This is a genomic window from Arthrobacter sp. ISL-95 (assembly GCF_018613695.1).
Lineage (GTDB): Bacteria > Actinomycetota > Actinomycetes > Actinomycetales > Micrococcaceae > Arthrobacter.
In genome coordinates, this window is sequence record NZ_JAGGPR010000025.1 from 1 (window position 1) to 15,210 (window position 15,210).

The 15,210-nt window shown below is 60.9% G+C and carries 15 protein-coding genes; 9 read left to right on the top strand and 6 right to left on the bottom strand.

The genetic code is table 11. From position 1 onward, the window contains the following. Nucleotides 1–829: 829 nt before the first annotated feature. The 3 genes from J7I86_RS22490 to J7I86_RS23060 form a co-directional block, all read right to left on the bottom strand. On the bottom strand, nucleotides 830–1,258 hold the full coding sequence (locus J7I86_RS22490; protein ID WP_214823073.1) for a DUF3592 domain-containing protein: 429 nt from the start codon (nucleotides 1,256–1,258) through the stop codon (nucleotides 830–832). Nucleotides 1,259–1,459: 201 nt separating this feature from the next. Continuing rightward, entirely contained in the window at nucleotides 1,460–1,702 is a 243-nt protein-coding gene (locus tag J7I86_RS22495; protein ID WP_214823074.1) for a hypothetical protein, read from the bottom strand. 375 nt (nucleotides 1,703–2,077) lie between these two features. Continuing rightward, a complete protein-coding gene (locus tag J7I86_RS23060; protein ID WP_286180164.1) occupies nucleotides 2,078–2,338 on the bottom strand; it encodes a hypothetical protein in 261 nt (86 codons plus the stop codon). Nucleotides 2,339–3,038: 700 nt separating this feature from the next. Here J7I86_RS23060 and J7I86_RS22505 point away from each other — a divergent pair. The 7 genes from J7I86_RS22505 to J7I86_RS22535 all read left to right on the top strand — a co-directional run bounded on the left by J7I86_RS22505 (nucleotide 3,039) and on the right by J7I86_RS22535 (nucleotide 11,018). Beyond that, nucleotides 3,039–3,998 carry a hypothetical protein gene (locus tag J7I86_RS22505; protein ID WP_286180165.1) on the top strand — a complete coding sequence of 320 codons (960 nt, stop codon included), beginning with the start codon at nucleotides 3,039–3,041 and terminating at the stop codon, nucleotides 3,996–3,998. Nucleotides 3,999–4,146: 148 nt separating this feature from the next. After that, on the top strand, nucleotides 4,147–4,656 hold the full coding sequence (locus J7I86_RS22510) for an RNA polymerase sigma factor (protein WP_214823075.1): 510 nt from the start codon (nucleotides 4,147–4,149) through the stop codon (nucleotides 4,654–4,656). 2 nt (nucleotides 4,657–4,658) lie between these two features. Further along, complete coding sequence (locus tag J7I86_RS22515; RefSeq protein ID WP_214823076.1) at nucleotides 4,659–5,540, top strand: hypothetical protein; 882 nt, start codon at nucleotides 4,659–4,661, stop codon at nucleotides 5,538–5,540. A gap of 144 nt (nucleotides 5,541–5,684) precedes the next feature. Beyond that, nucleotides 5,685–5,861 carry a hypothetical protein gene (locus tag J7I86_RS22520; protein ID WP_214823077.1) on the top strand — a complete coding sequence of 59 codons (177 nt, stop codon included), beginning with the start codon at nucleotides 5,685–5,687 and terminating at the stop codon, nucleotides 5,859–5,861. A gap of 1,624 nt (nucleotides 5,862–7,485) precedes the next feature. Continuing rightward, nucleotides 7,486–8,055 (top strand): RNA polymerase sigma factor, encoded by a 570-nt coding sequence (locus tag J7I86_RS22525; protein ID WP_214823078.1) that lies wholly within the window; start codon nucleotides 7,486–7,488, stop codon nucleotides 8,053–8,055. Further along, on the top strand, nucleotides 8,052–8,861 hold the full coding sequence (locus J7I86_RS22530; protein ID WP_214823079.1) for a hypothetical protein: 810 nt from the start codon (nucleotides 8,052–8,054) through the stop codon (nucleotides 8,859–8,861). The genes J7I86_RS22525 and J7I86_RS22530 overlap by 4 nt, the downstream gene beginning before the upstream one ends. Before the next feature lie 681 nt (nucleotides 8,862–9,542). After that, on the top strand, nucleotides 9,543–11,018 hold the full coding sequence (locus J7I86_RS22535) for an aromatic amino acid ammonia-lyase (RefSeq protein ID WP_214823080.1): 1,476 nt from the start codon (nucleotides 9,543–9,545) through the stop codon (nucleotides 11,016–11,018). Here J7I86_RS22535 and J7I86_RS22540 read toward each other — a convergent pair. Further along, nucleotides 11,015–12,058, bottom strand: coding sequence for an AraC family transcriptional regulator (locus J7I86_RS22540; RefSeq protein WP_214823081.1), 1,044 nt, complete (start codon nucleotides 12,056–12,058; stop codon nucleotides 11,015–11,017). The genes J7I86_RS22535 and J7I86_RS22540 overlap by 4 nt on opposite strands. An 80-nt stretch (nucleotides 12,059–12,138) precedes the next feature. On the opposite strand from J7I86_RS22540, the gene J7I86_RS22545 reads away from it, so the two are divergent. Both J7I86_RS22545 and J7I86_RS22550 read left to right on the top strand, forming a co-directional pair. After that, nucleotides 12,139–12,945, top strand: a complete 807-nt coding sequence (locus J7I86_RS22545) for an SDR family oxidoreductase (protein WP_214823082.1) — start codon at nucleotides 12,139–12,141, stop codon at nucleotides 12,943–12,945. Further along, a complete protein-coding gene (locus J7I86_RS22550) occupies nucleotides 12,942–13,388 on the top strand; it encodes an anthrone oxygenase family protein (protein WP_214823083.1) in 447 nt (148 codons plus the stop codon). The genes J7I86_RS22545 and J7I86_RS22550 overlap by 4 nt, the downstream gene beginning before the upstream one ends. Nucleotides 13,389–13,764: 376 nt before the next feature. Here J7I86_RS22550 and J7I86_RS22555 read toward each other — a convergent pair whose 3' ends face one another. Both J7I86_RS22555 and J7I86_RS22560 read right to left on the bottom strand, forming a co-directional pair. Then, complete coding sequence (locus J7I86_RS22555; protein WP_214823084.1) at nucleotides 13,765–14,184, bottom strand: hypothetical protein; 420 nt, start codon at nucleotides 14,182–14,184, stop codon at nucleotides 13,765–13,767. A gap of 481 nt (nucleotides 14,185–14,665) precedes the next feature. After that, nucleotides 14,666–15,210 (bottom strand): IS30 family transposase (locus J7I86_RS22560; protein ID WP_214823085.1); only part of this gene is annotated, 545 nt, incomplete at its 5' end.

A 15,210-nucleotide genomic window follows, 5' to 3' on the forward strand; every position in this document is an offset into this window, starting at 1 on the left:
GACAATCAGCACCAACAGGATCCCAAGCTGGAGTTTCTTCAGCCCCGAGGAGCGCTTTCGCTTTCGTGGAACCCGCGAACGCGAATCTTCGCCTGCTGATGCTTTTTTCTCTGCGTTTCCTTGGATCGATTCCAACGGCCCCATCACACACTCCCCCAATAGGTGCACCTCTGGACCCATGCTAAACGCAAAGACCTATTCTCGTTGTCACATGGCCGCCTTCCTTGCGAAGAAGGACCAACGACCGTCTATCACCCGCCTGCCCCGCAGAGAATCCTTCGCTAGGCCTTGGCGCCATCCCCACGCGCGCCAAGCTCAGCTGGACTCCGAGGTGTATCAAATCGAACGCGCGAAGAGCCCGATCTGCCATGACGGCCGCGTGCCAGACAGCGTCCTTCATGGGTGCCCGATAGCCGATCGCTCACCGGCCGGCGTTGATTAGTGCCCGGCCACTTCCCTACGGCTACTTCTCTGCACCCAGAAAGCCCGAAAGTCGTCGCCAACCCCGTACTCTGGTGGATGCTTCATTTGAAGCCTCCCCCGGCGCCCGCGAGAAAGCTGACGAGGCCTCCTCCAGGACGCCCCGGTACCGGAGGCCGCTTCCCAGGACGCCGATAAGGGCGGCTCACCCCCCTAGATGATTCTTTGTCGGACATTGGTATACCCAAGGGGTGACTGGAACGTTAGGGCACGAGGGTTCACGCGGCCGACTAATCAGGACGTCCCATTTCTTTGGAAGCGGAATCTCCCGGCTGGGAACAGCCCGGGACGGATGACCGATGGACGGCAGTCGCCGCTATGGCTGGTAGTACCACGATGATTTCCGTGGTCATTGGGGGAAGATCCCGATGAAGAAGTAGAACGCCACCGCGATTGCCACCATGAACGGAATGGCACAGCCCAACGTGTGGCGGGTCTTGGGCGACTGGTGGAATGACTGGTTGGGGTTTACCGGGTTATAAGCCACTTCGATAGTGCTTCCGGGCACGGGGACCTCGGCGCCGGGGATCTCTGATTGGCCCGCAAAGAGCGTTCCGCGTGTGTTAACGAACTGATAAGCGGGAAAATAGCGGGGGTTCCTATTTGCCCCACCAACACCGCTGCTCCACCCCCGGACATGCCCTGTGACGGTGGCAGTCGCGCGCGGCCAATTGGCGGTTTCCCGCTCCAGCCGCCGCGTTTTCCTCACCATCAGAACGATCGACAAGGCGGCAACCACCACAAAGATCGCCCATGCGACATACATCACGGTTCTCATAAAATTCTCCTGAGAGTCCTGCCCAGAGTCAGTGCCAAAATCCGACCCGCGGCATGAGAAGACTTGAACAGCATCGACTGGTCTTACTCAACCTCCAGAGAGCCCAAACACGTGCTGTCGCGATGAGCCGGACGGCAGTTCCGTCGGGTCGACCCCCGTCGAATGCTCGAAATAATAGAGCGGGCGGTGTCCGGATCAAGTTCACTCAGAGTCCTTCCTCAGGAACTGGCGGTAGCTGGAGAGATTCCCCGTGCCCTCGTACCCAAGGGCTGACGGGGAAACGGCTATCTGGCCGTCCTCGGATATCACCTGCAGGCCTAAGTTGACGTCCGGGTCACCTTCGGCCGCATCAACTACAGCAGGGAGTGCATCCTCGAGCACACCTTCCAGGACGTCCTGGTCCGAGGAATCTGCGTAGAGGAACAGGCCCGCTGTGCCGCCCATACCCGCCGTTGACTTAAAGTCGACTCCAGCCGAACCACATGGTCCAGACCTTCGACAGAGGAACGGTACTTATGCGCGTACTCCTCATCGGCGGAGCGGCCGGTGCTGCATGCCGACAGGCCCAACGCTACGGCCAGGGCTAGGCCCGCCACCGCTATCAGTCGTGTTTTCCTCATAACACGAAGCCTACTTTCTTGTGGAAAAGTCCGAAGCCAAATGAGGGTGAGACGGCTACAAGGAACAAAACAATGCGTGTCCATCTGGCATTCGAATCCGGAACTCGGATGACCAAAGGCACAAGCATCAGTGCCGTCAGTCGCCATCCGGCCATACGGCGCAAGGAACGGCCCGGTTCCTTGAACCGAACGATTTGGTCTAAAGGCGAAGGGTGACGCCTTCCGCGGTGCAGGTCGGGGCGCTGACCTTGAACTGATCGCTCACCGCGTCACGAGCTTCCTGGGACGGCGACCCACCCGTTTCCGTGGCAGTAGCGTGCTCCAAGGCAAGGACGCTCAGCGAGGCGAAGAGCCCCTTGAGGTCACCGGTAACCTGATCACCCAGCTCGTCAGCCTTGAGGTACACATCTTCGTAAGCGTTGGCATCGGTACCCTTGTTGGCCGCATATTCGGCGAACAAGGTGTTGAACCCGCTGCAGGCTTCTTTAGTGGACAGCGACCCTTCAGCATCTTCCGTGGCCTCGGGGCTCCCGGAGGCAGTATCCTCCCCGGCGTCAGTGGCGATCCCGGAGTCACTTTTCAGAGTGCCTTCAGCAGGACCCGGAGTGCCGGCCGAACAGGAAAATAGTAGCCGCCAAACCAGCCGCAGCCACCGCGAGCAGCAGCTTCTGCCTAAAAGTGGCGTGCGTGGAATTTACATTCATGGCCTGCTCCATCATGGGTTTCGGAAAGTCGGTATCCACCATACGCAGTCCACACCCAATTCAGGTGCCACACCCCTGGGCGCTTCTCCCCATCCCTGCCCATAAACCGCTCACCGCGGTTGAACTCAGTAGATCCATACCTTCCTCCATGAGTTTGCGTCCATGGTTAATCACACACAAGCCGGGCCACAGCGCCAGGCTGCCAGCCACCCACGGTACAGCCCAGCAAAGTCCTACAGACCAAGGACCGCCAGTTCGGCGGCGCGGGGTGGTCGCTACAACCTTTTTCACGATGCATTCGGCTTCGTTGGGGCCGCTGTCAGGGTCGCGACCCGTCTGGGAAGAAAAATCGCTGAACGATTTTTGGTTTCGGGTGTAATCATCCGTCCCTTGCTGGAAACAACATGTATGAGCAGGCGATTTGCTTTAACAGTCCTATGGGGAAGGAACCCAACCATGAAGTACCGCCGATCCGACTATGCCAAGTACGCGACTCTGACATCGCTTGCGCTGGCACTCACTCTCGTCGCCTGCACACCGGCAGCACCGGATGCGAGTACTTCGATTACACCCGCAGCTTCAGCTGACATCTCGATTCCCGCGCAGCCACCTGCCGCGCCTGTGGAGGCTAAGCTCCCCTCCCCTGACGTCAGCGCTCCCGCCCAAGACAGTGAACCGGCCGAGGTCACTGCGCCTGCACCGGCTGTCGTGGTCCCGGTCCTTGCCAATCCTGTAAAGCAAGCACCCGTATCCGTGCCGGCAGCACCAACCGCTCCTGCCGAACCCACAGTCACCGCACCCCAGACCACTCCGCCATCGGCACCCGTGGTGACACCGATTACCCCCGTGGTCCCCTCAACCCCGCACGTCTCGCCCGACTACGGGAACGGCACGTTTACCTTCCCGGACGGCCACATCTCCTTTGATGTGCCCGCCGGCTGGACTGTACAGGTGGAACAGGCGCCGTACAACGAAAATGCCGATCATCCCGGTGCGAAAGAGAACTCACTGGCCGCCAATATCTTCGACGAGACCGGTGGCAAAGTTGCCCACATCACCAGCGGAGGCACCGGTGGTCTGGTCGCAGGGCCGGTCAACCGCACCATCCTCGACTCACAGGAACTCAGCACGTTCGACAGCCGCAACGGGGCCTCTCACTTCGCCTTCATAAGGGATGAGAATACCTTCCCTGAATTTCCGGTCCGCTACTACATGGGGGTTGTGGCTGATTACTTCATGACAGAAGGCCCCGACAGCCCCTCCGTGAACAGCTTCATGATCATGCCGAACGGGGCAGCAACCGCGGTAGCCCAGATCGACGCGTCCATGACGCCTGAAACCGCTGAAGCGTGGATGAAAACTGATCAATACGTCAAGCTTCGGGCTCTGCTGACCAGTCTTCGCTACGCGGCCTAGCACCCGCACAGCAGACACCCGGTGGGCTTTCTAGGAAGCTCGCCGGGTGTCTCTTTTTAAGTTTCACTCCGTTTATGTAAGAAACAGAACCTTCCGGGAAACTAAGTGTTTGAATCATCAAGCGCTAGCCCGGGGGAAAGAAATAAAGATGTTGGCTACCAGAGAGCAGGAACTGAGTGCTCTGCATGCTGAACACTTCAGCCGCATCTACCAGTACATCGCGTACCGGATCAACGATCGTGAACGGGCCGAGGAACTCGCCAATGACGTGTTCCGGATCGTCTGGGAGAAACAACCCCCCCCCGAGCCGCCTGGCCTTGGATGGCTGATAGCTACAGCCCGGAATGTGCTGGGCAACGAATACAAAGGCCGGCGCCGCCGAGAAGAACTCATGCAGCGTCTGGCTGAAGAAGCCCGAACCCGGGCCGCCACTACCGGCAATGATGAGCAGCAAGCGAGCGTCGCCGAAATCCTCTCTAGGCTCAAGGACCGCGACCGGGAAATCCTGATGCTCTCTTACTGGGACGATCTCACCACCGCAGAACTGGCTGAGAGCCTCGGATGCACAGCCTCCGCTGCCGCGGTCAGGCTCCACAGGGCCCGTAAAGCCTTTGCGAAAGCTGCACCACAACACCTCATGACAGAACGGGAAGTCTAATCATGGACCGCATCGAACAACTCATGAAAAACTCCAAACCCCGCGTCCCCGAACCTGGCACCACCCCGGGTGCCCTGACGGGCCGGTCCCATGTCTTCTCCGACGACCCCAACGTCGTCTCTCTCACCGAGCGCAAACGTCGGCGGACGGGGTGGGCAGGCACCGCCGGTGTGGTTCTCGCCGCCGCGGCCGTCGTCGGGGCAGTCGTCGTAGCAGGGAACCTGGCACCGCAATCGGCACCGGCACCGGCCACTACCAACACCGCCAGCGCTTCGCCGACGACGACGACGACGGCCACGCCATCGCAGTCACCAACGCCAACCCCAACCCCAACGCCAACCCCGACGGCTGAGGCTACCCAAGCGCCGACGCCCACCATCCCGGCCGTGGCCACAACAGCGCCGGTTGCACCGCCGGTTCCCGCCCCGACCACTGTGCCGCCCACCACTGCAGCTCCTCCCGGCCCCGCCGCGGGTGCCTGCACACCTGCCAACATCGACATTCAACGTCAGGACCAGGTCCCGGCCATTAAGCCAATCCCTGCCGAATACCAGCAGCACTACACCGTGCTCGGCTGCGCCGAAGGCTGGATCGCCTACTCCATCTCCGACGAAGGCCTCCGGGCCCAGAGCCTGGACGGCGGCAACGCCTGGTACAGGATCGCCAAACTCCAAAATAACGGCCGATACCTGGATGAATACGGACAGGTCTGGTCAAGCGTCTACAACTGGGAGTTCCAGGGCTACTCTGTCCAGAACGGCCAGTACGCCACCGCGCAGGAAGCCATGGACAAAGAGTTCACCGACAAGGGCATCCCGGTCCGGCTCCGGACCCAGCTCGTCGGCGCCGGACCGGCTACACCGGCCGGGTCCGGCGCCCCATAACAAACATCCCGCAGTGAGGACCCTCCAGAGGAAATGCCAAACTGGGGCCGCCAAACTGGGCCGCTACAGCCCCGAACAGCTCTACCGGCCCCTTTCATAGAACCAGCAGCAACCTCGATCAACCTACATCCCGAGAAATGAACCATGGAACTTTTCGACACACACACTGTAGTGATCTCTGCCGTCCTGCTGGTTCACATCATCGGGGTAATGGTCCTCGCCTTTTCAGCTGCGATCCTGATGACGCTATTGTTCACCGGGGCCCTCGCGGTGAAGGCAGTCAGAACCACCTGGGCTCTTGCTCGGAATACGCCTAACTGAAAATCACGTCGGCCAGAATTCGTAGAGTCCCACTTCCTTAGAAGTGGGACCACCGGGACGGGACAACTTCCCGTCCATCCAGTACCTCGGAGACTCGCGAAACATACCCGTCCCGTATGTAGCCCCGAAAGTCTTGCAAAACTGCCCGTTGCGGAGACAGCCTTCGGTACATCCGCGTGTGAAGGGACGCGCACGTATCAGTCAGCGCAGAGAAGTTTCTACCCGATCTTGCTGTCCTTCGACCAGGACGGCATCAGCCCCCACTTTGCGATCAGCAGGCGCCGGTCGTGGTGTCCTCATTCCAGTCGTTCGCCCACGATCGGCACGTTCTGGGTGAGGCGACGCTGCAGCTCGACCCGGGCGGCCTACCTTCAACTTCCTTGGCCTCGAAATGGCTCAGAAGGTCACTCCCTGTTTTGAACACACGTATCTGCCGCACATAAGCCCTTCTGCTCTGTGGGCCGACTTACTAACTTCCCGTCATCTGCCAGTGTTGAGAAGTAGTCATGAGAGGATCTCGAACATGGCCGCCAGGACTCCAAGACTCGTCGTGGACAGATTCTCAACAGTCTTTCGACATTTCATCGAAACTACTTTGCTGTTGCTCCTGCTGGTGACTCTACTCCTGGGAAACTTCGATAGGCCGAACGTCGTTTAGGGTGCTGACTTGATCAATACCTTCATCAAGCCTTGGGTGGATGCACTATTTACATGGTTCGTACGGAAGGATCCGGCCATAGTCCTGGCTGTGGTTGTTCCGTTGGCCATAGCTCTACAGGTGGCCGTTCATGGCCTCGGGCAGAGAGCTCTTCGCAGTCTCGTGCAGTACAACCGCCCCGCGTTCGTGAGGAAGAAATGCGCAGGGTGAAGGTGTTTTCGCAGATCTCGACCCTTGGGCGCGTGTCCATCGGATCCGTAGTCGCTGCGCCCGGCTGCGGCAAGGTTTCCTTCCATGCAGGTCCCGGGTCAGCCGTGAAGGGGGACCTGACTCGGGGCGTCCAGGGGCGACTTGACGAGGTTTCAAAGAGTGGCTATTTTTTTCTCGTAAGAAAACGAGAACGGAAGTTCCCCCGACTGAAGTGGTGTAGTTAGCTGTTTTAGGGGGAAGCACCGTTGCAGTAATACCTGGTCGTCGACAGCTTGAGATGGCCAGTGCAGTACCAGCAGTACCGCGCCGTCAAGCAGTAGGAGACGGACACAGCAGTATCAGTAGTATCTGGTCGTCGACAGCTTGAGACGGCCAGCGCAACACCAGCAGTACCTGATCGTGAGACGGCCAGTGCAGTATCTGTAACGCGGGGCGGGCAAGTTGAGAGCATTTCTTATGCACTCCTTGCCCGCCCCAAACCGTTTAAGATCTGTTGCCTGGTACCAGGGTCCATTTTCTTGGTTGGGCCCAAGGCTCACTACCCATTGAGACCCGAAGGCGCTGTACCGGTATGCGTTTCTTTCCGCGTCAAGGCTGCCCGGTGAGGGATCCTTCCCCGGGTACTGCCGTCATCGAGCGAGGCACGATGCCGCAGGGGCGTTGGGCGCCGTTGTTTGCAGCGCTGAGAAGGACTCGGACTGTGAAAGTTTTTGATGAATGCAACACACTTAGGTGTGTGGCGGACAAGTACAGGGTATGAGCTACCTATCGCGAGCCCCTGACAGGGAAAAGGCTTTTCGGGCACTTTACGAAACGGCGTATGCCGACCTACTGAAGTTCGTTCAGCGTCGCACTGAAGCGGCGGACGCTGAGGACGTGGTGGCTGAGACGTTCCTCATAGTTTGGCGACGATTTTCGGAAGCGCCGGCACTCCAGGATGACGCACGTGCCTGGGTCTTCGGCATCACACGAAATCTCATGCTGAACGCGCGCCGTGGAGAACATCGACGACAGGCCTTGGGTGTCCGCTTAGCTGAGGTGGCGACCGTTTCTCATCGCCCATCTCACGCGGATCTGGTCAACTGCCGCGTTGATTTGGGCAAAGCTTGGGCCCTTCTCTCTGAGGTCCACCAAGAGACCCTGGGACTCGCGATCTTGGAAAACCTCTCCGCACCACAAGCAGCAAGCGTCGTAGGAATTTCTCCCGTGGCTTTTCGGCTCCGCCTAACCCGGGCGAGGAGAGCCTTGCGATTACTGCTCCACCATTTTCCCCAAAGCGAGTCTGCCGCACCAGCAACACTTCCCGAGAGGGCCTCTACATCATGAAAACCACCCACGATATTGACACGCTTATTCGTTCCTTGGACGCAGCCAAGCTAAGCGCAGCTCCAGATTCGAATCGTTCACAGAAAGACCTGGAACAGATTCTCAGTTCCTACCCAACTGATCCGGCACCCACAGACCCCAAAACGTCCACGCCACGGCCGAGCCGCCGCTGGCGAACCCCCGCCTTGGGAGCCGTTGCTCTGGCGGCCACAGCCGGGTTCCTCGTCGTACCAGCACTTTCAGGAGGCGACCCGGCCTTCGCAACGTGGACCGCCGCCCCAGGTGAGCTGATTGGCACCGAGCGCGACAGTGCGGTCTCCGACTGCATCCGGTCAAGCCAAGGTGTCGGCAGCGGTATGTACGCTAAGGATCTGGAAGCAGCAGAAGTGGCCATCGCTGAAAAACGTGGCGCCTGGACCACTGTCGTCATCGCCGGATCCAACGGCTTCGAAGCAACATGCACCACAGATAGCACCGCCCCATGGTTCAAGAAAGGATCCATCGGTTCAGTGGGAAACTCCGAAAACGGTCAGCCGCTCCCGCCCCGAGGAGTCCGAGCCACCCAACTCGGAACAGGGGTAATTTCAAACAATCCCCTCTCGATGGCATCTGGTCAGGTAGGAACCGACGTTGCCGCTATCGCCTACACCAGCGTAAGCGGGGAACAAATCGAGGCAACGGTCTCCAAAGGTCAGTTCGCCTTCTGGTTTCCTGGTACAGAACTGACAAACTCTTCCGACCAAGCCGTTCCCATCGAAGTCACCTACAACGACAACACGACCACGACTCAATATCTCGGCCTCTAAAGCGCGCCCCCGAACCGTGCGCCACACGCGGGGAGGTAATCCAGTCATTCGGGCTTACGCGGGCTGAGTAGTCTCCTAACCCGCCCGTAAGCATCGATCCGCTAACGGGCCCTTATGCGAGCCATCCCTAGCTGAGACGTGGCGGCACCCGCGTAACCTGGCGAGCACTACGGTGATCGATCGGTCGGGAGAATAGACGCCCGAATACTCGGGGCTAGGTTCCTCGTCGGCAAATACTCCCGGGTCGTGACCCGGACGCAGGATCAGAGAAGCGGATACCGCAACGCTGGAGGGCTTTCGAAGATCGCGCCCCTTATCCCCACTGCGGGTCGCAAACTGGAAGACTCTGGCCATTTGGCGTCGCGAAAAGGACGCCAAATAGCGTTGCGGTTCACAGATTTTGCGGTCCGATGCTTGGCTTGAGCCGGCGGCAATGGCGCGGTCGATTGGAGAGCCGGGAAAAGAGCGAATCGCGGACATGATGTTCTCCTGAGAGGCAACGGGCCGTTGCCCTTTTGCTTATCTTTCGTGTGCGGAGTCTGGAAATCCTCACACGCCCCAGGATGGCCCGATCCCAACTACGCGAACCCGAACGGCAGCAAGCGGGAAGTGTCCTGCCGAACGGTCTTCTCTTGCCCGCTCAGGCACGCGGGGCCACACTGGCTGACGGGAGGCAACGCCATGAAACCAGTCACCATCACCGATCTGCCAATGACACAGGATGAACTCGTCGCAGTAGCCCACGGCACGCCGCTGGTGCTCGGCGAGTCGGCCAAGGCACGGATTGCCGCAAGCCGGGCCTTGTTGAATGAGGCCATGTCCAGCGGCGACGCGATCTACGGACTCAGCACCCGCGTCGGGCACGGCAAGGACACCCGGGTCCCGCGAGAAGAGCTTGAGCAGATGCAGCAGTTCCTGGTGGCGACCCACGGCGGCGCGTTCGGGCCCCTGCTGGACCGGACAGTGGTCCGGGCCGCGATGGCCGTTCGCGTCTGCGGCATAGCCCGGGGCGGTTCCGGTGCAAGCCCGGATGCGGCGGGAACGCTGCTGGCCATGTTGAACGCCGGGGTGCACCCAGTAGTGCACAGCAGGGGGTCGGTCGGGGCTGCCGACATCAGCCCAATGGCTGGCATCGCCCAGGTGGCTGTAGGAACCGGCACGGCTGAATTCCAGGGCGAGGTTCTCCCAGGCGCGGAGGCTTTGCACCGGGCTGGGATCCAACCGCTCCGGCTTCAAGGTCGGGATGGGCTGGCGTTGATCTCGGCCAACGGCGTCTCGATCGGCCATGGCGCCCTGGTGCTGGCACGCGCGGCCCGGACAGCCCTGGCAGCGGACCAGGCCGTCGTCCTATCCATCGAGGCGATACGTGGGAACCCCTCCGGTTTCTCGGCGCCCGCAGCGGCGGCCAAGCCGTACCCGGGGCAAGTGGCGGCAGCGGCCCATCTGCATGAACTGCTGGAAGGCTCCCAACTCCTGACCCGTGATGGCCCACGGTCCCTTCAGGATGCTCTCTCCTTCCGGGTAGTTCCGCAGGTTCACGGGGCGTTCCGGGAGTTTCTCACCACGGCCGGGCGTGCAGTGCACACCGAGCTGAACTCCGCAAGCGACAATCCCCTGATCGACGTTGAATCCAGCTCGGTGCTGAGCACCGGCAACTTCCATCCGATCGTGCTGGCCATTGCCTTCGACGCCCTGCGCGTCGCCCTGGTCCACGTCGGGCAGTTGAGCGAACGCCGAATGAGCCATTTGTGGAATGCCATCATGGCGGCGAGGAAGTCGGGCCCTCCGCCCGGGAACCGCGGGCCAGACGCGGCCCCAGGGATGCAGCTTCGCTACGCCGGGTCCGCCTGCTACACCGAACTCCGGCTCTTGGCGGCGCCCGCGACCCTGGACTCGACCGTCCTGGATGTCGGAGTCGAGGACCACGCAACGGGCGCTATGCTCAGCGTCCGGACAACCGAGCAAGCGTTAGGCCTCCTCGAGGATCTGCTGGCCATCGAGGTTCTGCTGGCCGCCGACTTGTCGCGCGTCTCGCCCCAGGGAACGCCTGGTGCCGGGGCCTCGGCGGTTCTCGGACTCACTGCGGAGGCGGCGACCGGCGCAAAGTCGGCGGCGGACGTCCACCGGAACCTGCGGGAACGCTTTCCCGGAAACTAGGAAAACACTCCCTGCGGGTGGGCGTGAATCAGCGGAGGGCGTCCGATAAGGGATCCTTCAGCGTGCGTTATTTGATGAGGATTGGTCGCTTCAACATAGGGGTTGGAGATTGTCGATAGCGTGGGGCGGCGTTGGCGGTATTGCGTTGGTGTTGCTCCTACTTGGCGTTTGAATGCTGTACTGAACGCGTAGGCATTGTGGTAGCCCACGGTGTGGGCTACCTGCGAAACGGTGGCGCCCGGGGCCCGGAGAAGATCGCTGGCAAGCGTGAGGCGCCAACGGGTGAGGTAGGTCATGGGTGGCTCTCCAACGCCTGCTCGGAAGCGGGCGGCGAATGAGGCGCGCGAGGTATTCACTCGGCGGGCGAGACTCTCCACGGTCCAGGGTGCTGCGGGTTCGGAGTGCAGACATTCAAGGGCGCGCACCACTAACGGGTCATTGCAGGCGAGCCATGTGGCCTTATCCGGGCGGTCGGGACTGTTGAGCCAGCGGCGAATCGTGCTGACGACGAGCACATCGAGCAGGCGATCAACGACTACCTGCGCCGCAGGATCGTCGTGTGAGAGCTCACGTGCGAGCAGGCTTACTAAGGGCCCGTCGGAACGCTCGCGTGGCACGAGGGTAATTCGGGGCAGAGCCCGAGTGACGAGACCACCAGCCTCGTCCGGGCGTTCGTAGGTGCCGATAAGCAGGGATGTCTCTCCGTCCGCGGCATTGCCCCATCGGCGGATGCCGTGCCGGAGATCGTCGCGGAGGTCGCGACCATCGAGAGTGGTGCACTGCTGGCCAGGGCCAATTTCAATGGAGGGGGCGCTAGCAGCAGCATCGGTTACGTTATACGGCTCAGGGCCTCGTACAAGAGCCACATCGCCAGCCTCGACTAGCGTACCGTCGACCCGGATCTGACCCTTGGTCACTGCAAGAACGGAAAGGGCAGCCTGGTCGCGGACGCTGACGCCCCAAGGGCCGTTCATATGCATTGAAAGAGCGAAAGCGCCCACCGCGCGAGGTCCGTCGAGAAAATGCGTCAAGGGGTCCACCCGATAAACTTAGACGATGACGAAGGATGAAGCGAGCCTCACCCATTCTTCGTCTACGAATTTTGGGGTTCACTGGATGCATGACCACTCTCATCCTCGGCGGCGCTGGCCGCTCCGGTTCCCGCATCCTTAATCGCCTGACTGCCGCCTCACTCCCCGCACGGCCCGCGTCACGCCGCACCGGCTTCGACTGGGACGAACGCGCTACCTGGGCCCCGGCCCTCCATGGCACCACCGCCGCGTACGTCTGCTTTACCCCCGACCTCGCCTTTCCCGGAGTGCCCGAAAAAATGGAAGCCCTTGGCCGCCTGGCCGCCACAAAGGGCCTCGAACGCCTTGTTCTACTGTCGGGTCGTGGCGAGGAGGGGGCCCGAGCGAGCGAGGCGGCCCTGCGCGAGGGCGGGGTGCCGACGACGGTCCTGCGCTGTTCATGGTTCCAGCAGAACTTCTCCGAGCATTTCCTCACCGGACCAGTCCGACGCGGTCGCCTGCGGCTACCGGCCCCTGACGTTCCTGAAGCATTCGTTGATCTCGACGACGTAGCTGACGCAGCAGTCGTCGCACTGACCCGAACAGTGCCCGAAGAGGCCACCTACGAACTATCCGGCCCTGACCTGCTGACTTTTACTCAAGCTGCCGCGCTACTCGCCGATGCCCGCAACCGACCGGTCACCTTCGAGGCGGTCGACGTGCAAGCTTTTGTTGACGATCTCGCCGCCGACGGAGTACCAACACAAGAAGCCGAGCCTCTTGCACACCTATTCACGGAGATTCTCGATGGGCGCAACGCCTCCATCACCGATGGGATCGAACGACTGCTTGGCCGACCCGCATCACCGTTCCACGCTTATGCGCGACAGGCTGCTACCTCCGGGGCTTGGTCATGATCCAAGTGGCCACAGTCGTAGGGGCCGGGCTAGTTGGTGGCATCTACGCCGCGTTCTCGGCAATGATCATGCCGGCACTTGGACACCTCAGCGATGAAGATGCCACTGCCGCAATGGTTCACATCAACCGGGCGGCCGAACGCGGCCCATTCATCATGCTCTTCGGATCCGCCACCGCAGCAGCCATCGGGCTAGCAGTGACCGCCGCGCCCCGAGGAGCCGTCACCGACTTACTCATTGCAGGAACGTCCCTGACCAGCACACTCGTGACACTGGCAGTCAGCGTTCCGCTGAACCGGCGGCTCGAACGAGAAGGCGCAACCTTCTGGACGGTCTACCGCCGCCGTTGGACCGCGTCGAACACCGTGCGCGCCGCACTAGCCACTACCGCAGTGCTCACCGCCGGCACACACTGGCTCAACGCGCCAGTAAATACTGCCTAGCCGCACCCATCGTGTGCGGCGCAGGATCCTCCACCGGACGGTTCGGCGACCGCTCATCGGCCCGGGGAACGTTGCCCGGAGAATTCTCGTCCACATTGATCGCCGGATGGGAAGTCTGATCGTGCCTCACACTCGTATTCCGCCCGGCCAAAGCATTCTTCGATGAGTGCATCGTGCAGGGGACGAAAGAAGATCACCCAGAGTCAGCGCCAAAATCCGACCCGCGGCATGAGAAGACTTGAACAGCATCGACTGGTCTTACTCAACCTCCAGAGAGCCCAAACACGTGCTGTCGCGATGAGCCGGACGGCAGTTCCGTCGGGTCGACCCCCGTCGAATGCTCGAAATAATAGAGCGGGCGGTGTCGGGATCAAGTTCACTCAGAGTCCTTCCTCAGGAACTGGCGGTAGCTGGAGAGATTCCCGGTGCCCTCGTACCCGAGGTCTGACGGGGAAACGGCTATCTGGCCGTCCTCGGATATCACCTGCAGGCCTAAGTTGACGTCCGGGTCACCTTCGGCCGCATCAACTACAGCAGGGAGTGCATCCTCGAGCACACCTTCCAGGACGTCGCGGTCCGAGGAATCTGCGTAGAGGAACAGGTCCGCTGTACTGCCCATGCCCACATGTGTCTTATAAGTCGACTCCAACCGCACCACATGGTCCAGACCTTCGACAGAGGAACGGTACTTACGCGCGTACTCCTCATCGGCGGAGCGGCCGGTGCTGCATGCCGACAGGACCAACGCTACGGCCAGGGTTAGGCCCGCCACCGGTATCAGGCGTGTTTTCCTCATGACACGAAGCCTACTTCTCGTGGAAAAACCGAAGCCAACCGAGGATTCATACCAAGCGGCCAAACTTCAGGAAGGTCGCACTTGCTGGCCACAAGGTCGACATACAACTCTCACAGTTTCGCGTCGCTTCTGACGATACCAACCGGCCCCCAAAGTCCGGTTGATTCCGGGACGGGAGCCCAGGGGCAACAGCGCGTTCCGGAGTGACACTCCCCGGCAGGATGGTGGAGGGCAACCTCTGGCACAGGCCGCGCCGACAAACCGTACTTCCCACCGCCGCGCCAAAGGGCAGCGTCACTAATGCAACCTGCGAACACTAGGGTCGGGGCCGATCTGCTAAATGCCACACTCATTCGTCCCAGTTCCTTAGAACCGGGATACCCATCAAGGTGACACTCCCCTGTGAACTTTGCCGATAGTTGGCGGCTTCTGTGATCGCTTGAGTGTCGCACCGGCGGTGCCATATGTCGGGGGGCGGATTCTAGGGATCGACGCAACGTTCGAGTGAGTCGGGCCGTTCAGCCGACTGTTTTCGAGTGTATCCGGAGGTGGCAGGCCTGGTGCTTTTTTCGGCCTGGAAGAGTGCCTTGGGGGTGAGGTAGCCGAGGGTCTTGCGGGGCCTGGTGTTCAACTCGTTGCAGACGCTCTTGACGTATTCGTGGGTGTACTTTGACAGGTCGGTGCCCTTGCGGAAGTACTGGCGTGCCAGCCCGTTGAAGTTCTCATTGGCTCCCCGTTGCCAGGGGCTGGAGCGTTCTGCAAAGTAAATTTGGATTCCAATCGCTGCGGCGAGTTCTTGGTGTCGGGCCATCTTTACGCCCTGATCCCAGGTGAGAGTCTGCTTCAGGTGCGGTGGGAGGGAAGCGAAGGCGGCGGTGATGGCAGCGTTAGTCCGGGCCGCTGTGTGGTCGATCGGCAGATTGATGATGATTCCGTATTGGGTCTTGCGTTCGCGCAGCGTCACCATCGCCGAGGTCGAGCCGGGCCCGACGATTAGATCGCCTTCCTTACGGTGTTGTTGTGGGT

What these genes read in the sequence shown, in the direction of transcription:
- J7I86_RS22505 (WP_286180165.1), top strand. Translation starts at nt 3,039, where the DNA reads ATGAAGTACCGCCGATCCGACTATGCCAAGTACGCGACTCTGACATCG.
- J7I86_RS22545 (WP_214823082.1), top strand. Translation starts at nt 12,139, where the DNA reads ATGACCACTCTCATCCTCGGCGGCGCTGGCCGCTCCGGTTCCCGCATC.
- J7I86_RS22555 (WP_214823084.1), bottom strand. Translation starts at nt 14,184, where the DNA reads ATGAGGAAAACACGCCTGATACCGGTGGCGGGCCTAACCCTGGCCGTA.
- J7I86_RS22550 (WP_214823083.1), top strand. Translation starts at nt 12,942, where the DNA reads ATGATCCAAGTGGCCACAGTCGTAGGGGCCGGGCTAGTTGGTGGCATC.
- J7I86_RS22510 (WP_214823075.1), top strand. Translation starts at nt 4,147, where the DNA reads ATGTTGGCTACCAGAGAGCAGGAACTGAGTGCTCTGCATGCTGAACAC.
- J7I86_RS22495 (WP_214823074.1), bottom strand. Translation starts at nt 1,702, where the DNA reads ATGGGCGGCACAGCGGGCCTGTTCCTCTACGCAGATTCCTCGGACCAG.
- J7I86_RS22520 (WP_214823077.1), top strand. Translation starts at nt 5,685, where the DNA reads ATGGAACTTTTCGACACACACACTGTAGTGATCTCTGCCGTCCTGCTG.
- J7I86_RS22515 (WP_214823076.1), top strand. Translation starts at nt 4,659, where the DNA reads ATGGACCGCATCGAACAACTCATGAAAAACTCCAAACCCCGCGTCCCC.
- J7I86_RS22525 (WP_214823078.1), top strand. Translation starts at nt 7,486, where the DNA reads ATGAGCTACCTATCGCGAGCCCCTGACAGGGAAAAGGCTTTTCGGGCA.
- J7I86_RS22490 (WP_214823073.1), bottom strand. Translation starts at nt 1,258, where the DNA reads ATGAGAACCGTGATGTATGTCGCATGGGCGATCTTTGTGGTGGTTGCC.
- J7I86_RS22535 (WP_214823080.1), top strand. Translation starts at nt 9,543, where the DNA reads ATGAAACCAGTCACCATCACCGATCTGCCAATGACACAGGATGAACTC.
- J7I86_RS22530 (WP_214823079.1), top strand. Translation starts at nt 8,052, where the DNA reads ATGAAAACCACCCACGATATTGACACGCTTATTCGTTCCTTGGACGCA.